The organism is Streptomyces sp. NPDC048604 (genome assembly GCF_043199435.1).
GTDB lineage: Bacteria > Actinomycetota > Actinomycetes > Streptomycetales > Streptomycetaceae > Streptomyces.
In genome coordinates this window covers 207,141-223,839 of record NZ_JBICVX010000001.1, presented here as the reverse complement: position 1 = coordinate 223,839, position 16,699 = coordinate 207,141, and the positions used below count along the sequence as shown (strand labels likewise).

Annotated in this window: 16 protein-coding genes; 4 read left to right on the top strand and 12 right to left on the bottom strand. The window is 72.5% G+C overall.

Annotated features, from left to right (window positions below; genetic code table 11):
* The 3 genes from ACGFMM_RS00910 to ACGFMM_RS00900 form a co-directional block, all read right to left on the bottom strand.
* Complete coding sequence (locus ACGFMM_RS00910; protein WP_393641868.1) at positions 1–1,350, bottom strand: wax ester/triacylglycerol synthase family O-acyltransferase; 1,350 nt, start codon at positions 1,348–1,350, stop codon at positions 1–3.
* An 81-nt stretch (positions 1,351–1,431) separates the two neighbouring features.
* Entirely contained in the window at positions 1,432–3,453 is a 2,022-nt protein-coding gene (locus ACGFMM_RS00905) for a SpoIIE family protein phosphatase (RefSeq protein WP_393642778.1), read from the bottom strand.
* A 168-nt stretch (positions 3,454–3,621) separates the two neighbouring features.
* The gene (locus ACGFMM_RS00900; RefSeq protein WP_393641867.1) at positions 3,622–4,683 is read right to left on the bottom strand and encodes a DUF6777 domain-containing protein; all 1,062 of its coding nucleotides are present in this window, start codon (positions 4,681–4,683) and stop codon (positions 3,622–3,624) included.
* 111 nt (positions 4,684–4,794) lie between these two features.
* On the opposite strand from ACGFMM_RS00900, the gene ACGFMM_RS00895 reads away from it, so the two are divergent.
* The gene (locus ACGFMM_RS00895) at positions 4,795–6,222 is read left to right on the top strand and encodes a lipase maturation factor family protein (RefSeq protein WP_393641866.1); all 1,428 of its coding nucleotides are present in this window, start codon (positions 4,795–4,797) and stop codon (positions 6,220–6,222) included.
* A 114-nt stretch (positions 6,223–6,336) separates the two neighbouring features.
* On the opposite strand, the gene ACGFMM_RS00890 is transcribed toward ACGFMM_RS00895, so the two are convergent.
* The 3 genes from ACGFMM_RS00890 to ACGFMM_RS00880 all read right to left on the bottom strand — a co-directional run bounded on the left by ACGFMM_RS00890 (position 6,337) and on the right by ACGFMM_RS00880 (position 9,012).
* Positions 6,337–6,507: a hypothetical protein gene (locus ACGFMM_RS00890; protein WP_393641864.1), complete on the bottom strand. Its 171-nt coding sequence runs from the start codon at positions 6,505–6,507 to the stop codon at positions 6,337–6,339.
* A 272-nt stretch (positions 6,508–6,779) separates the two neighbouring features.
* The gene (locus tag ACGFMM_RS00885) at positions 6,780–8,255 is read right to left on the bottom strand and encodes an SDR family NAD(P)-dependent oxidoreductase (RefSeq protein ID WP_393641862.1); all 1,476 of its coding nucleotides are present in this window, start codon (positions 8,253–8,255) and stop codon (positions 6,780–6,782) included.
* Between the two features lie 61 nt (positions 8,256–8,316).
* Positions 8,317–9,012, bottom strand: a complete 696-nt coding sequence (locus ACGFMM_RS00880) for a (2Fe-2S)-binding protein (protein WP_393641860.1) — start codon at positions 9,010–9,012, stop codon at positions 8,317–8,319.
* 253 nt (positions 9,013–9,265) lie between these two features.
* Between ACGFMM_RS00880 and ACGFMM_RS00875 the strand changes: the two genes are divergently transcribed.
* Positions 9,266–10,327 (top strand): DMT family transporter, encoded by a 1,062-nt coding sequence (locus ACGFMM_RS00875; RefSeq protein ID WP_393641859.1) that lies wholly within the window; start codon positions 9,266–9,268, stop codon positions 10,325–10,327.
* Here ACGFMM_RS00875 and ACGFMM_RS00870 read toward each other — a convergent pair.
* Positions 10,208–11,515, bottom strand: coding sequence for a transglycosylase family protein (locus ACGFMM_RS00870; RefSeq protein ID WP_393641858.1), 1,308 nt, complete (start codon positions 11,513–11,515; stop codon positions 10,208–10,210). The two genes, ACGFMM_RS00875 and ACGFMM_RS00870, sit on opposite strands and share 120 nt — an antisense overlap.
* A gap of 220 nt (positions 11,516–11,735) precedes the next feature.
* Between ACGFMM_RS00870 and ACGFMM_RS00865 the strand changes: the two genes are divergently transcribed.
* A complete protein-coding gene (locus tag ACGFMM_RS00865; RefSeq protein WP_393641857.1) occupies positions 11,736–12,053 on the top strand; it encodes a cupin in 318 nt (105 codons plus the stop codon).
* A 343-nt stretch (positions 12,054–12,396) separates the two neighbouring features.
* Here ACGFMM_RS00865 and ACGFMM_RS00860 read toward each other — a convergent pair whose 3' ends face one another.
* The 3 genes from ACGFMM_RS00860 to ACGFMM_RS00850 all read right to left on the bottom strand — a co-directional run bounded on the left by ACGFMM_RS00860 (position 12,397) and on the right by ACGFMM_RS00850 (position 13,873).
* A complete protein-coding gene (locus ACGFMM_RS00860) occupies positions 12,397–13,038 on the bottom strand; it encodes an aspartate/glutamate racemase family protein (protein WP_393641855.1) in 642 nt (213 codons plus the stop codon).
* An 11-nt stretch (positions 13,039–13,049) separates the two neighbouring features.
* Complete coding sequence (gene panD / locus ACGFMM_RS00855; protein WP_393641853.1) at positions 13,050–13,475, bottom strand: aspartate 1-decarboxylase; 426 nt, start codon at positions 13,473–13,475, stop codon at positions 13,050–13,052.
* 254 nt (positions 13,476–13,729) lie between these two features.
* Entirely contained in the window at positions 13,730–13,873 is a 144-nt protein-coding gene (locus ACGFMM_RS00850) for a hypothetical protein (RefSeq protein ID WP_393641851.1), read from the bottom strand.
* 155 nt (positions 13,874–14,028) lie between these two features.
* On the opposite strand from ACGFMM_RS00850, the gene ACGFMM_RS00845 reads away from it, so the two are divergent.
* Positions 14,029–14,337, top strand: a complete 309-nt coding sequence (locus tag ACGFMM_RS00845) for a hypothetical protein (RefSeq protein ID WP_393641849.1) — start codon at positions 14,029–14,031, stop codon at positions 14,335–14,337.
* A gap of 191 nt (positions 14,338–14,528) precedes the next feature.
* On the opposite strand, the gene ACGFMM_RS00840 is transcribed toward ACGFMM_RS00845, so the two are convergent.
* A complete protein-coding gene (locus ACGFMM_RS00840; RefSeq protein ID WP_393641848.1) occupies positions 14,529–15,215 on the bottom strand; it encodes a transporter in 687 nt (228 codons plus the stop codon).
* A 55-nt stretch (positions 15,216–15,270) separates the two neighbouring features.
* The gene (locus ACGFMM_RS00835; protein ID WP_393641846.1) at positions 15,271–16,587 is read right to left on the bottom strand and encodes a saccharopine dehydrogenase family protein; all 1,317 of its coding nucleotides are present in this window, start codon (positions 16,585–16,587) and stop codon (positions 15,271–15,273) included.
* Between the last annotated feature and the right edge of the window lie 112 nt (positions 16,588–16,699).

Below are 16,699 nucleotides of genomic sequence, written 5' to 3'. Positions count from 1 at the left end.
TCATCCGCCGGCGAGCGCGTCCAGCTCCGCCGCGAGCCCCGCCGCCAGCGCGTCCAGGTCCGGCACCGCCTTGCCGTCCGCGACGAGGCCGATGTGGACCTGGCCGGCGTACGGCGACATGGCCACGGCCAGCGCCTGGCCGCGGGCCAGCGGGGCCATCGGGAACAGCGCCCGCAGCGGCGCTCCGGCCAGGGAGAGCGCCGAGCGGGGCAGGGGCACGTTGGTGACCAGCAGGTCGAACAGCATCCGGGCCGCGCCGGAGGCGAGGGGCGCGCCGAAGCGGTGGGCCAGCGGCGGCAGCTGGTCGGCGAGCACGGCGACCGCTCCGGCGCCCCGCAGCGGTCCCGCGGCCTTGTTGCGGTCCATCGCGGTGCGGACGGCCGTGAGCCGGGCCCGCGCGTCCGGTTCGGTGACCGGCAGGGGGAGCAGGTACGCGGAGAGCCGGTTGCCGGAGTCCGGGGGCGCGCCGGGCCGCCGCCGGGAGACGGGGACCAGGGCGCGGGGGTCGGCGGCGGGCAGGGGTTCGCCGCGGTCGGTGAGCCAGCGGCGCAGCGCCCCGGCGACGGTGGCGAGCAGGACGTCGTTGGCGGTGCCGCCGCTGACGCGGCGTACGGAGTGCACCCGTTCCAGGTCGAGGACGGCTGTGGCCACGGCGCGGGTGCCGCTGGACGCGGCGGCCAGCGCGGGCGTGCCGCGCGGGTCGAGCCGGCTGGCGCGGACCACCGAGGCGCCGACGCCGACGGCCCGGCCGAGTTCCTCGATGCGGCTGAGGGCGGCGCCGGCGAGCTGCGCGGGGCCGGGCATCCAGGACCGCGGCGGCACGGCCCGGGGCCGCCGGCCGGCCGCGGTGCGCATGGTGCGGGCGGCGGCGATCTCGTCGAAGATCCCGGCCCCGATGGCGACCGCGCGCATCCCGTCGGCGAGCGCGTGGTGGAGTTTGACGAGCACCGCGAAGGCCCCGTCGGGGCCGCCGGTGAGCAGGTACATCTCCCACGGCGGCCGGCCCCGCTCCAGCGGCCGTTCCATGAGCTCGCCGGCCAGTCGCGCGGTCTCGGCGCAGAAGTCCGTGCCGGGCAGGGCGATGCGGTGGACGTGCCGGCGGACGTCGAAGCCGGGGTCGGCCCGCCAGGCGGCGCCGCCGACCGGGAGCAGGACGTCGCGGACCCGCATCCGCAGCCGCGGGATGGCGGCGGCGCGGCGGGTCAGGAGCTGGAGGAGGGCCTCGTCGCCGGGCACGCGGTCGCCGTCGGCGGGGCCGAAGTGGGCGAGCGCGCCCAGATGCATGGGGTGGTCGGTGGTCTCGAGGTGCCAGAACGCCAGATCAAGAGGTGCCAGAAGCTCGCTGCTCAACGGTTCCTCATGTCCTCGGAGGGCTGCTGGATCCGCAGTCAACCCGCTTCGGTCGGTTACGGTCAAGTACGGTCATTTCACTCATTGTTCATCTGCGTCGTCGTCCACGAGAAACTCGCACCAGACACACTTGCCGCTGCCGCGCGACTCGACGCCCCAGACGTCGGAGATCCGGTCGACGAGCAGCAGCCCGCGCCCCGACACCCCCGACTCCCCCGCGTCCCGCCGCCGGGGCAGCGCGCTGGAGCGGTCCTCGACCTCCACCCGCAGCCGCCGGTCGGACCCGGCGAGCATCCGCAGCGTGACGATCGCCCCGCCGTCGGTGTGCATCAGCGCGTTGGTGGTCAGCTCGTCCGCGACCAGCTCGATCTCGTCGGCGCGCGACTCCGCGCCCCAGGAGCGGACCGCGGCCCGGATCATGTGCCGGGCGGAGCGGAGCGCCTCCGCGTCGCCCTGGCCGACGTGCTGCTGGAGCCGGCCGCCGGACTTCGGGTAGTACGCGCCCCGGCGGCGCAGCAGCAGGATCGCCACGTCGTCGTCGCCGCCGCGCTCGTCGACGACGTCGCACAGGTGGTCGGCGAGCTGCTGGAGGTCCCGGGGACCGCCTCGCACCAGCTCGGACAGCCAGTTCAGGCCGTCGTCGAGGTCGGCTCCGGGCTGCTCGACCAGGCCGTCGGTGTAGAGCAGCAGGGTCTGCCCGGGGTCGAGTTCGAGTGCGGTGACCGGGTAGTCGAGCCGGCCGAACTCGGCCGACAGGCCGAGCGGCAGCCCGCCCTGCACGGGGATCCGGCGCGGTGCCCCGTCCGTCTCCTGCACCATCGGGTCGACGTGCCCGGCCCGGACGAGCTGGATTACCCCGGTCGTCAGGTCCGCCTCCGCGTAGGTGCAGGTGGCGAACCGGTCGGTGTCCAGCTCGTGCAGGAAGACCGAGGCGCGGGCCATCACGGTCGCCGGGGTGTGGCCCTCGGCCGCGTACGCCCGCAGCACGATCCGCAGCTGGCCCATGACGGCCGCCGCGTGCGTGTCGTGGCCCTGCACGTCGCCGATGACCGCGCCGACCCGACCGCCGGGCAGCGGGATGATGTCGTACCAGTCGCCGCCGATGTCCCGGCCGAGCCGGGCGGAGCGGTACCGGACGGCTATCTGCGCGCCCGGCACGTCCGGGATCCGGCGGGGCAGCATCGCCTGCTGCAGCCCCTCGGCGAGGTCGTGCTCCTGCTCGTACAGCATGGCCCGCTGCAGGCTCTGGGCGATGCTGCTGCCGAGCGCCACCAGCAGGTTGCGCTCGTCGTCGGTGAAGTCGGTCTTGTCTCTGTACAGCAGCCCGAGCGCGCCGATCGGGCGCGCCTGCGCGATCAGCGGCAGATAGGCGGCGGCGGTGATGCCGAGGCCGTCGATGTGCGGCCACAGGATCGGGTACGCGTCGGCGAACTCCTCCGCGCCCTCGATGAACCGGGGCTTCAGCGTCCGGATGACCTCGCTCATCGGGTACTGCTCGTCCACCCGGGTGAACCGGGTGCCGGGCACGAACGCGCCGTCCGGCCCCTCGGCCACCAGATGGATCCGGCCCGACTCGAGCAGCCCCATGACGAGGCTGGTCGCGCCGAAGTACTCCAGGCCCTGGGAGTCGTTCAGGATGTCGATGATGTCCTGAACCGTGCGGGCGTGGGCCAGCGCGGCCGTGGTGCCCTCGACGACGCTGGTGCGGTGGCGCCGCCCCTCGTCCACGACGATCCGGGCCGCGGACTCGGTGAGCTCGCTGGCGGCGTCGCGGACGATGCCGAGGATCCGTCGCGGCCGGCCGGTCTCGTCGCGCCGGATGATGCCCTGCGTGTGGGTCCAGCGCAGGGCCCCGTCGCGGCGGCGGATCCGGAAGTACGCGCCGTAGTCGTCGTTGCCGTTCTTGAGCGCGTACGAGACCAGGGCGTCGAGCCGCCGGCTCTCGTCGGAGGGCACCCGTACGCCCAGGCTCTCCGGGTGGCCGTCGTACTCGTCGGGGCGCAGGTCGAACACGGCGAGGGCGGAGTCGTCCATGAGCATCGTGCCGGCGTCGAGGTCCCAGTCGAAGCTGCCCATCCGGAACGCGGCCCCGTACTGCGCCATGAAGCAGGAGGCCGCACCCTCGGTGCGGCCGTCGCGGCAGTGCCGGTCGGCCGCGTCAGCTCCCCCGTTGCCCGCGCTCATGCGCCCACGCTAGGCGCAGCCCGGGCCGCACGCACGACGGGGCGGGCCGTGCGGCGGGGACGGTGCGGGACGGTGTGCACGGCGGCCTCAGCCCTCGAAGGTCTCCGGCAGCCCGGGTGGGACCGCGCCGCCGTCCGGCCCTTCGGGAGCGCTCGGGACGAGGTCCTCGGGGGCGCTGGGCGGTGCGTCGGGCGGCGCGGGAGCCTCGGAGGTCTCGGGGACGGGCGAGCTCGGGGCGGACGGGGTGGCCGGGCTCGGGGGCGGGCTGACGGTGTCCTCGGACGCGTCGGGCCGCGGCTCGGGCGGGACGGGGACGAGCGTGCACTCGGCGGGGTCGCAGGGCGGCACGACGGTGGGGTCCCGGTCCTGGTCGCCGTCGGTGCCGGTCTTCCGCTCGATCCAGGTGTCCTGCTCGACGTCGACGATGACCAGGCTGGTGATCACCGTGGTGGTCGGCTGGACCACCACGACCCGGTCGGGGTGGTAGGCGGCCCAGGGCCTGCCGGTGGGCTTCGCGCCCGGCATGTGGAGCGGGGAGCGCAGCGGGTTGCCGCAGGCGCAGCGGACGCGCGGGGCGCCGTAGCGGTCGACGAGGACGGCGGTGCCGGCCTGGAGGACGGACTGGAAGGCGGTGGGCGCGCCGTCGCGGTAGCCGTGGTTGGTGACGCGGGTGTCGGCGCGCAGGACCACGGGGGTGAGTTCGCGCAGCCAGTCCGCGAGGTTGTCCTCGTTGATCCCGGCGCCCTCGGCGAAGGCGCGGGCCCGGGCGGGCTCGGCGGTGAGGAAGGAGACCTGCCGCTCGACGTCGCAGCTGGACTCCGAGCGGGTACCGCCGTAGAGGCCGGGCGTGGAGCCGGTGATCTCGTGCAGCACCTGCGCGGGGGCGGTCGGCGAGGGCTCGGGGGTGCCGGGGGGCGGGGTGGGGGCGGAGGAGGCGGTGGACTCGGTGAAGGGGTCGGGGCCCGCGGCGGCGAGCGGCTGGAGCAGCACGTCCCTGGAGTCCGCGGCGGCAGGCCGGTCCGTGACGCGGGCGGTCGCGCAGCCGCCGACGAGGGCCGCGGCGGCGAGGACCGCGAGGACGGCGGTGTGGGGCCGGCGTACGGCAGGGGCTCGACGAGAACGGCGGGGTCGGCGTATGGAAGCGCGCACGAAGGTCTCCAGCCTCTTGCCCGGAATTGCTCGTTTCCTGTCTCCCTCATGGCCGATCGCGCCGCAAGCGGGGCGAGGCGCTCGGGCGGCGCACGGCCGATACTGGAGGCGATGGAGTGGTTCACGTCACCGGACTACTGGCTGAGCCGGATCGTCTTCCAGCGCGGCCTGGCCGTCCTCTATTTCGTCGCGTTCCTGTCGGCCGCCCTGCAGTTCCGGGCGCTGATCGGCGAACGCGGGATGCTGCCGGTGCCGGAGTTCCTGCGCCGGGCGCCGGCGCGCGCCACCCCGACCCTGTTCCGGCTGCGCTACTCGGACCGGCTGTTCGCCACCGTCGCCTGGGGCGGCGCGGCGGTCGCGCTGGCCCTGGCGGCGGGCGCGGGCGACGCGGTGCCGCTCGCGGCGTCGATGCTGCTCTGGGCCGTGTTGTGGGTGCTGTACCTGTCCGTCGTGAACGTCGGCCAGACCTGGTACTCCTTCGGCTGGGAATCGCTGCTCCTGGAGACCGGTTTCCTCGCGGTCTTCCTCGGCAACGACGACGTCGGGCCCCCCGTGCTCATGCTGTTCCTGCTGCGCTGGCTGCTGTTCCGGGTGGAGTTCGGGGCCGGACTGATCAAGATCCGGGGCGACGCCTGCTGGCGGAACCTGACCTGCCTGTACTACCACCACGAGACCCAGCCGATGCCGGGCCCGCTGAGCTGGTTCTTCCACCGCATGCCGCGGCCGCTGCACCGTGTGGAGGCCGGGGCCAACCACGTGGTGCAGCTGGGGGTCCCGGTGCTGCTGTTCACCCCGCAGCCGGTGGCGACGGTGGCCGCCGCGCTGATGGTGGCGACACAGCTCTGGCTGGTCCTCTCCGGCAACTTCGCCTGGCTGAACTGGCTGACCATCGTGCTAGCGCTGTCCGCGATCGACGGCTCGCTCGTGGCCGGGGACGGCCACACACAGCCCGAGGCCCCGGTCTGGTACGCGGTGGTCGTCTGCGCGGTCACCGCGCTGGTCCTGGTCCGCAGCTACCGCCCGGTGTGCAACCTGCTCTCCCGGCGGCAGGCGATGAACCGCTCGTACGACCCGTTCCACCTGGTCAACACGTACGGGGCGTTCGGCACGGTGGGCCGGCTGCGGCAGGAGATCGTGGTGGAGGGCACGGACGAGCCGGTGCTGCACGAGGGCACGGTGTGGCGGGAGTACGGCTTCAAGGGCAAGCCCGGCGACGTACGGCGGCTGCCGCGCCAGTACGCCCCGTACCACCTGCGGCTCGACTGGCTGATGTGGTTCGCGGCGCTCTCCCCCGGTTACGCCGAGGGCTGGTTCGGCGGCTTCGTGGAGCGGCTGCTCGTGAACGACCGTGACACGCTGCGGCTGCTGCGCCACAACCCGTTCCCGGACGCGCCGCCGACGCACATCAGGGCGCGGCTGTATCTGTACCGGTTCACGACCTGGCGGGAGCTGCGGGCGACGGGCGCGTGGTGGCACCGCACGTACGTGCGCGAGTTCCTGCCGGCGTCCCGGCTGCGCGTCCCGGCGGACCGCCGCTGACGTCACGGGCCGGCCGCACTGGGGGCGGCTCCGCGCGGGGAGCGGCGTGCGGGGGCAGCGCCGTGCCCCCGGCCTTCGAGCGACCGGGGGCACGGAGCGAAGCGACAGTACGACTCAGTCGATGCCGGGCAGAATGTGCGGCTCGGCGAGGTCGTCCTCGTAGCCGGCCAGCCGGATCGGGGCCGCGTGGGCCCAGACTTCGAGACTGCCCAGTTCGCCGGACCGGCGGGGCCGGTCGGCGGGTTCGACAGGTCGATCTTCCTGCTTCGTCAGTTCTGGTGTCACCGCGCACTCCTCTGTGTCGCGTTCAGATAAGGACATGGACCGTCGGTCGCGGTGGCGCCGTGTTGCGGGCGGGACCGCGGCCTCGATGCGGGCCAGTCCCCAGGCCGGCTGCGGGGGTTTTGTGAAGCCCCGTTGGCGGACCGTGGACATCAGACTAACCAAATGAGCGCGCCCGCGCTCGATGGGGCCAGGAATTGTGACGCATTCCGGACACGCCGAGCGCGGGCGGCTACAGGGACACGGGGGGGCGGCGGTGGCGGCTGCCCGTGGGGTCACCAGTTGGCGGGCGCGTAGTCCTTCAGGAAGACGCCGTACAGGTCCTCGCCGAGCTCGCCGCGCACCACCGGGTCGTAGACGCGGGCCGCGCCGTCGACCAGGTCGAGCGGGGCGTGGAAGCCCTCCTCGGCGAGGCGCAGCTTGTCGTAGTGCGGGCGCTCGTCGGTGATCCAGCCGGTGTCGACGGAGGTCATGAGGATGCCGTCGGCCTGGAACATCTCCTGGGCGCTGGTCCGGGTCACCATGTTCATGGCCGCCTTGGCCGCGTTGGTGTTGGGGTGCCCCGCGCCCTTGTAGCCGCGGCTGAAGACGCCCTCCATGGCGGAGACGTTGACGATGTAGGCACGGCCGCTGCGGGCCTTGCGGGCGGCCTCGGCCATCATCGGGCGCAGCTTGCTGATGAGGATGAACGGCGAGGTGTAGTTGCAGAGCTGGGTCTCGAGCAGCTCCACCGGGGAGATCTGGTCGATGGTCTGCACCCAGGTGTTGGTGTCGACGACGTCGGGCACGAGGCCGCCGGCGTCGATGGCGGTGCCGTCGAGGTGCCGGGCGACGCTGGCGTTGCCGGCGACGAGGGCGAGGTCGGCGACCTTCTGGGCGTCGAGGCCGCTGGTGCCCAGGGGCAGCGCGGCGAGCCCGTCGACGGCGCCGGAGTTGAAGGCGCCGATGACGTGGTGGGCGGGCAGTTCGCCGGCGGGCAGCGGCGCGCTCTCGCCGTCGACCAGGGCGGCGTACGCGGACGGCAGCCGGCGCACGGTCTGGGTCGCGTTGTTGATGAGGATGTCCAGCGGGCCGGCCTCGGCGACCTGCTCGGCGAGCGCCACGGCCTGGCCCGGGTCTCGCAGGTCGATGCCGACGACCTCCAGGCGGTGCATCCAGTCCGCGGAGTCCTCCATCGCCTTGAAGCGGCGGATGGCGTCCTTGGGGAAGCGGGTGGTGATCGTGGTGTGCGCGCCGTCGCGGAGCAGCCGCAGCGCGATGTACATGCCGATCTTGGCGCGGCCGCCGGTCAGCAGGGCGCGCTTGCCGGTGAGGTCGGCGCCGGCGTCGCGCCGGGCCCGGTTCAGCGCGGCGCAGGGCTGGCAGAGCTGGTGGTAGAAGTAGTCGACCTCGACGTACCGGTCCTTGCAGACGTAGCACGACCGGGGGCGCTGGAGTATTCCGGCGATCTGGCCGGCGTCGGTGACGGAGGAGGGCAGGATGCCCTCGGTCTCGTCGTCGATCCGCTGCGCGGAACCGGTCGCGGTGGCCTCGGTGACCGACTTGTCGTGGGCGGTCTTCGCGGCCCGGCGCTCCTGGCGGCGGCGCTGCTTCACGGTCCGGTAGATGCCGGCGGTGGCGCGCCGGACAGCGATCGCGTCCGGGTGGTCGACGTCCAGCTTGTCGAGCTCGTCGAGCACGCTCAGGCAGACGGCCAGGCGCTCGGGGTCGATGCCCGGCCCGTACGCCAAGGATTCCTCAGTCACCGTCATGGCCTTCGTGTTCCTCGATCGCTCGTTGCTGTGGCCCGTTCGGACCCACGAAAGAAAAACTTTACGGAGCGGACGGCCCTGTCTCCAAACCCGTTCGGGGCATGCGATCGAAGACACAGTCGCCGCACAGGCCGCCGCCGGGGCATCGGTAGTAGAGGCAGCAGGTGGTGCGCCGCAGCGCGGGGCCCTGTACGGTCCCCGCGAGCTCGGGCTCCCGCAGCAGCCCCGCCACGAGTTCCCCGGCCCGGCGGCCGGCCCCCGGCGAGACGCGTACGAGCTGCCGAAGGGCCCCGGCGAGCGCCGATCCGGCGTTGCCCCAGAGCAGCCGGGGCGAGACGCGGCCGTCGCGGCGGAGGGCGTCGTGGAGGGGGACGAGGTGCCGCTCGACGACGACGAGCCGCAGGGACTCGACGGTGGCGGGCAGGAACTCCTCCCCCGCCCACCAGAGGTCGTCGGGCGCTCCGAGCGCCCCGTCCCAGTACAGCTCGTCGGGGCGCAGGGACGGGACGGCGCCGTCCAGGGCCGCGCGGCCGAGGGCCACCGACCACAGCCGGGCCGCGAGCCCGAGCTGCGCGGTGGACGCGGCGACCCTCCGCTCGGAGGTCCGCAGTGCGGCGGCGACCCGGTCGACCCGCGCGGTGAGCGGCGCGTCGGAGCCGCCGTAGAGCCGCCCGAGGGGCAGGTGGGCGCCGGCCGGGGGCGCGGAGCGCGCCAGCGCGAAGAACCCGCCGAGGGCGGACGAGCTCGGCTCGCCCACGGTGCGCCTTTCCGTTCGGGGGCAGGGGGTTGCGATGATCGCACGCTGGGGGGAGGCCGTGGCGGCGGGGCCCGCCCCGGGTGCAGCGCGGGGGCCCGACGCCCACAATGGGAGGGTCTCGGTCCGGTGTCGGACACCTGGGCGCGGGGCCGCACACCGTCCCAGGGTGTAGTCCCGTACTCCTACGGCAGTACGCGGAATCGCGTGCTCAGGGTGGACGACGTGAACGTCTCTCGGAGAGATCGTTGACGACATGAGCCCCCTCCTCCTGGCCGTGCTGCTGTCACTGGTCTCCGCCGTCGCCTACGCGGCCGCGGCGATCGTGCAGGAGCGGGTCGCCGCCTCCTCGCCCGGCCACGTGTACGCGCCCCTGCGCAGCCATGCCTGGTGGGGGTCGGTGGCGCTGAACTGTCTGGGCGGTCTGCTGCACGTCGCGGCGCTGGCGTACGGGCCGCTGAGCGTCGTCCAGCCGCTGGGCGCGCTGACCATAGTCTTCGCCCTGCCGATGGCGGCGCTGTTCGTCGGCCGGCGGGCCGGCCGGACCGCCTGGCGGGGCGCGCTCATGGCCACCGTCGGCCTCGCGGGGCTGCTGAGCCTGACCGGCGGGGCGGACTCCGCGGCCCCGGTCGGCGCGGAGCGGCTGCTGCTCGCGGCGGCCGCCGCCGGGCTCGTCGCCGTGCTGGTCGTCGTCTCCGGGCGGATACGCAGGCCCGTCGCGCGCGGTGTGGTGCTGGCCGGCGCGGCGGGCGTCTCCTTCGGGCTGGCCTCGGTGTTCACCAAGACCGTCGCGGAGGAGTGGACGGCGGACGCGCCGCTGGCCGAGTGGCCGGCGCTGCTGGCCACGGGCGGGTTCGCCGTGGCCGGGCTGCTGCTCTCCCAGGCCTCGTACCACCGCGCCGGGCTCGCCGCCCCGCTGGCGACGGTCACCGTGGTGAACCCGGTCGTCGCCGCGGTCATCGGGCTCACCCTGTTCGGCGAGACATTCCGGTACGGCGCGGTCGGCACGACGCTGGCGCTGCTGGCCGGGGCCCTGGCGGCGGCCGGGCTCGTGCTGCTCACGCTGGCCCGGACGGCGGACGACCTGGTCCCTGACGGGGCGGGGGCGGAGCAGACCGGCGACCGGGACGGGGCGGAGCAGGCCGGCCACCGGGACGGGGCGGAGCAGGCCCGTCCCGCTCCCGCACGCTCCGCGCGCTCAGATGGAGACGCCGCCCCGGCGGAGGTAGGCGAGCGGGTCGATGTCGGAGCCGTAGCCGGGTCCCGTGCGGACCTCGAAGTGGAGGTGCGGTCCCGAGCTGTTGCCGGTCGACCCTGAGCGCGCGATGCGCTGCCCCGCGCCGACCCGCTGGCCGTCGCGCACGGTCAGGGCGGAGAGGTGCGCGTACTGGCTGTAGCGGCCGTCGTCGTGCCGGATCACGATCTGGTACCCGTACGCGCCGGCCCAGCCCGCCGAGACGACCTTGCCGTCCGCCACGGCCTTCACGGAGGTGCCGGTGGGGACGGGGAAGTCCACGCCGGTGTGGTAGCCGCTGGACCAGGCGGATCCGGCCTTGCCGTAGGCGGTGCCGGGGTTCGCGCCGACGGGCGCGTGGAGGGAGCCGGTGCGCGTCGAGGGCTTCGACGCCTGCCGCGCCTTGGGCGCGGCCTGCGGACGCGGGGTCTCGGCCTTGGGCTTGGGCTTGGACACCGGCTTGGGCGCGGGTGTGGACACCGGCTTGGGCGCGGGCTGCGGCTTGGGCTTGGCCTTGGCCTGGGTTCGCGGCGGGGTTTCGGCCCGGGGCGGCTTGGCGGCGGGCGGGGCGGTGGCCGGCGGTGGAGCGGTGCCCAGCGAGAGCCGCTGACCGGGAAAGATCAGATCGGGATCGTCGCCGACGACACGGCGATTGGCCTCGTACAGCCCCTGCCAGCCGCCCGTGACCCGCTCGTCCCGGGCGATGCCGGAGAGGGAGTCGCCGGGCTCGACGGTGTACATCTTCCGGACGGTCGGCACGGTGGTCGGGGTGACCGGCGGGGTCTGCTTCGTGGACTGCCGGGTGACCTGTTCGACGGGCTTCCGGGCGGACTGCTCGGTGGGCCCGGCCTCGGGCTTGCGGCCGCCGTTCGAAGTGATGTCCGGGGCGTCGCCGCCGCGGGTGAGCCCGGCCCGTACGGAGCAGGTCGGCCAGGCGCCGGGACCCTGGCCCGCGAGCACCTTCTCGGCGATGGCGATCTGCTGGTCGCGGGTGGCGAGATCGGCGCGCGGGGCGTAGCGGGTACCTCCGTACGCCTCCCAGGTCGACTGGCTGAACTGGAGCCCGCCGAAGTAGCCGTTGCCGGTGTTGATGCGCCAGTTGTGGGAGGACTCGCACGCCGCGACCTTCTCCCACACGTCCAACGAGGCCGCGTGTGCGTCGCCTGCGCCGATCAGCGGCAGCGCCATACCGGCGCCGCCCGCCGTGACGGTGAGCGAGGCTCGGTTGATCCGGCTCGGCTGGTACCGGCGGTGTCGTCCGCGAACGGCCATGGGCCCCCCTTGAGCGCAGTAGCAGCCGCCCAAGGTAGGGGCAGAGAACAGGCCATGACAAGAGCGCGCACGGAAGCCCAAATACCGCTTGTGCGCCGGGTGCTGACGGAACGACGCATTTCAGCCAAGACGCGAGAGGCCCCGGGCGGGGGCGACCGAGTTGCGCCCCGCCCCACAACGGCAAGGCTGGAAGCGACGACCCCGCACCAGGGAGAAGGCCATGTACGACCTCGCGTCACTCGCCGACGAGCACCTGGCCAAGGCCAGGGTCGAACCCCACGGCCGCAGCGCCGAGCTGATCATGCACGACGGCACCCTGCGGCAGAGCGTCATCGCGCTGGCCTCGGGCTGTGCCCTGGACGAACACAACACGCCACCCGCGGCCAGCCTCCAGGTCCTCCGGGGCAGGGTTCGCATCACGGCGGGCGAGGCCTCGGAGGACCTCACGTCCGGCCGCCTCGCCAGGATCCCCAAGATCCGCCACGGCCTGCTGGCCCTGGAGGACTCGGTGGTCCTGCTGACGGCGGTGAATCCGTAGGAACGCTACGGCGGGCCCGCGGGGCCCGGCTGAGGCGTGGGCTCCGGTTCGGGCAGCGGGGCCGGGCCCGGGGGCTGCGGGACGGGGTCCGGAGACGGGCCGGGGGGCGGCGGCGGGCCGGGCACCGGAGGGTCCGGGGGCGGCGGCGCGGGAGGGGGCTGCGGCGGGGTCGGCCCCGGCGGGACCGGGCTCGGCGGCGGTCCCGGCACGGGCGGCGGCATCGGGGGCTGGACGGGGTCCGGGTACGGGTTGGTCATCACGGGCCTCTCGACTCGGCAGGCCGTACGGCACAAGGCTCTCCGACTGCGCCTGCCCCCGCCCGCCGAGCCCATGCGTGCCGCGGTCAGCCGCGCGCGGCCTCCGCGGCCGCGGCGAGGCCCGTCCGGGGACTGGCCAGGACCGGCAGCGGGGTGGCCGTCCGGTCGGCCGCGCCCGCCATGGACGCCTGGGCCAGCACGATCACGTCCGCCTCGGAAGCCGGTACGGCGTCGACGGCGGCGGCCACGGCGACCAGATAGCCCTCCCGGTCCCCCGCCTCGAACCGGTCCCACGCGCCTTCCACCAGTCGGGTGGCGATACGCGGCATATCGCCATCGCCTCCGGCCTCGTCACGGATCAGCTCGACGGTCGGCCCCAAGGTGCTCTCGACCGCGGCGAGCACCAGGACCCGCCCCGCCGCCGCGGCCCGCGCGGCCATGGGACGGTCGACGCGGAGCACCGGGACGCCGAGGCACGGGGCCGCCGCCTCGGCGACGCCCCCGATCGTGGAGCAGGTGCAGAGCACCGCGGCGGCCCCGTCCGCGACGGCGGCCTCCAGCAGGCGTACGACGTCCCCGGCGACCGCCTCCGGCCCTTCGGCCCGGGCCCGCGCCAGCAGCTCCTCGAAAACCAGGTGCCGCAGCTCGAGCCCGGGATGGTCCGCGTCCCGCAGCCCGTCGAAGACGGGCACGTGGACGGGCGAGGTGTGCAGCAGCGCGAGGACCACCGGCCCGGCCCTCAGACCTGCGCCGGCACCGCGTGCGGGCTGCGCGCCTGGTCGCTGCCCGGTACCGGCGCGGACGCGTCCGCGCCGAGCTCCACGATCCGGTTGTCCGCGTCCACGTGCACCACGCGCGGCACGAGCGACCGCGCCTCGGCGTCGTCGACCTGCGCGTAGCTGATGAGGATCACCAGGTCGCCCGGGTGCACGAGATGCGCCGCGGCCCCGTTGATCCCGATCACCCCGGACCCGCGCTCACCCTCGATGACGTAGGTCTCCAGCCGCGCGCCATTGTCGATGTCGACGATGTGCACAAGCTCCCCCGGCAGCAGATCCGCCGCCTCCATCAACTCGGCGTCGACCGTCACAGACCCGACGTAGTGCAGGTCGGCCTGCGTGACGGTGGCACGGTGGATCTTGGACTTGAACAGAGTGCGCAGCACAGTGGACTCCTCTAAGACGGCTCCCTGCCTGCTTTGTGCAGGTCAAGGGCGGGCTCGACCCTACACCGACGCCCCCGTGCGTTGTTTGTGAGGAAGATCGCTCCGACCGGGCTGGACGGCTTCCCGAGCCCTCTGGCGACGAGGTGCCGCCGGAACCGCTCGGCCCGCCCCCTGTAAGGCGGTGACCGGCCCAGGGGCGCGCATGTCGGGCTCGCGGGCACCCGCTCCTTCGGAACATCTCGCGGCCCGCGCACTCACTCCTGCGCATGGGCGCTCAAGAACCCCACCACGTTGAGGAATGCATAAGCGCCGAGGACGTAGAAGAAGACTCGCCAGGCGGCACCCTTCACCTTCCAGCGCTCGTTCGCCTGATCCGCGCGGTGATCCTCACTGTTCATGACTGCTTCCTTCCCGGGTGCGCGCAGGGGGGGCCGAGCGGCCCCGACACAGCGACGATCCGCCACATTTGGAGCCTCGCTCCGGAGCACCTTAGACTCAAATTCGATTCGAGATTGAATCTTACATTCTCCAGAATCCGTCGGGAGCGATGGTGATGAGCAGTGAGGCCTGTGACACCACCGGCCACGTACCCCTGGAGGGGTACTCCCCCAGGTCGCGGGCCTGGCAGAGAGCGAGCTGGAGCAGGGTTCTCCGCGAAGTCGCGGTCGGCAGCCTGATCATGCTCGTCCCCGCTCTCCTCCTCGGATTCTTCATCTCCTGGTGGGCCGGGATAGCCATCATCGGGACGACCGCGACAACCGCCGGCCTCGCCTCTCTTTACTTCTCCTTCAGCGGGCATACGTTCGGGTGCTCCGCCAAGAAGGGCATCGTCCTGGCACTGGGTTGGTGGGAACGACTCTGAAGCGCGCAACGGTCACCACCGACTCGACGCCTGAATGCCTGCCACCCGTTGACGACTGTCCGGCGCCCTCGAAGTCGGCCGCTGGAATTGCGACATACGCAGCCCCGCGAAGGTCTCCGCGTACGACGGCACCGCGCTCAACACCCCACCTATGAAGGGGAAATGCCCCGCCGAGGCTTCACCCAGGCGCTTCAGGCCGCGGCCACCGCGGCCCGATCGCCGTCGACCCGTGCGTTGTGACGATGCAAGGCGCGGTAGGCGTAGTAGTACACGGTCATCTGGAGGGCCCAGAGAGTGATGGCGAGGGTGTAGAAGATCGTATGGTTCTCGTCGTCTCCCGGAATATGGATGAAGTCATAGGTGCCGGCGACTGCGGCCGCGCCGATCGTCGCGATGACGACCCAGACCGCGTGTCGGTTTTCGTCGACACGCCAGAGGCGGAAGGCGACATAGAACATGAACAGCGTGGCCAGGGCGTTCATCACGATGTAGAAGATCGCCCAAGGCGTGGTGATCGGTTGCCCGAACACCGCCAGGTAGAGGCCGGTCACGATCGCGAGCCCGAAGGCACCGACGTCGACGACCGGCGAAGGCTTGTACCGGTGCGTGACCTTCAGCATCCCCAGCACCAGGATCAAGGTGATGCCGAACGACCTGGAGAACGCGTCGAAGAAGAGCATCAGGCCATAGGAAGGACTGCTGTGGTCGCCGCCGATCAATCCGAGGAGCACGACGTTGGTGCCGGAGAGCGCGATGACGATCCACTCGATACCGAGGAAGTGGTTCGAGTATTGCCGAATGAACCGCACGCCGAAAACGTAGCCTGCGTAGATCATCCAGGCATCGGCAATCAAGAGCAGTATTACTTTGGAGTCCATAGCTACCTCTGTGACGACTCGGGAGGACTTCGCGGAACTCGCGAAGGAGACCCTGCTAGGGCTGAACGGCGCTCGACCTGCCAGAGGTCAGCACCGTGCTCGGGCGCACTACCGCCTCAATGACATCGGTGAGCGGTGAGTTGCCGGTGCGGGCCAGCGCCTCGTAGAACGCCTCCGGGTCGGCCCAGTCCTCCGGCGCGAGCACCCCCGCTCTGCCGCCCAGGTCCGTGACGGCCAGCACCATGAAGGCGGCCGTCGCCGATCCGGTCCCCGCCGCCATGTCCGACCAGGCGGTGCCCGGACCGCTGACGGGAAGCCGGCGGATCGACACGACCTTCACGCCCTCGCGTTCGCCGGTCACCCGGACGTAGTTGATGCCGCGGAAGTCGGCATGCTTCTTCCTGGCAGCGGACCAGAAGTACTTGAGTACCGCGCTCGCCTTGATCTCACGCCGGCGAACCGTGCCCCACACGCCCTTCAGGGCGTGCGGCCAAACCTTGAGCGAACCGGTCTTGTCGCAGACGACGTCGTTGATGAAGTCGATGGCGTCATCCATGGGCAGCTTGCCGCTCTCCACCGCTACGGCGACGCCGCGCATGACGCCGTTGATCGGCGCCGGATCGAGCGCGCCGAGAACCCGAATACGGTCGGCGTCGGGCCAACGCCGCGGCATCGTCACCGATTCCGGGTGGGCGCACTCGAAGAGCCGGAAGTGGCCGAAGGAGTTGCCCAAGTCGAAGACGTCCGATTCCAGGAAGGTCTGATGGACGACCGAGCGGCCGTTCTCCCAGGTATGGCACGGCCCGGCGAATCCCCGGATCGCGTGGTCGAGCACCGCGCGCCCGTACGGAACAGGGCCCTCGTCACCGGTCGCCCAACACACCTCGATGCGTTCGACGGTGTCCATGTCGCGGGCCGCGTCAGCCGCCATCACATTGGTCAGCCCGGGCGACGTGCCGCAACACACGAAGATCGGCACGCCGGCCGCCTTCGCCTGCGCGTCGAGGTCCAACGCCGCGCGGGTGCTCGCCTCGTCGTCACCGAGATCCAGATAGGGCACCCTCTTCTCGATGCACGCCTCCATCACCGGCTCCGCGGTGCGAAGGTAAGGACCTGCCGCGAGGACGACGAGTGCGGCACCGTCGATAGCGGTGCGCAGCGCGGCTTTGTCGAAGAGGTCGAACGATCCGGCTGTCGCCACCCCCGGGGGCAGCTTTCGCACCAGGTCGTCGAGCTTCTCGGGCCGGATGTCGTACAGCTCCAGCTTCCAGTTTCCGTTCGGGACCGCGCCGGCGAAGCGTTCGATCGCGACCCGGGCCATTTCACCGGCGGCACCGATGAAAACGATTCTCTTCTCTGCCTTTGAGGTCATAGCCGCAAGCTACAATTCTCAATGACAGGGTGTCAATGACACGATGTAAATATTCTGCTCGACCATTCGGCACCTATCGAGCACTCAGTTACTTCGCGTCACTGACGGCAGG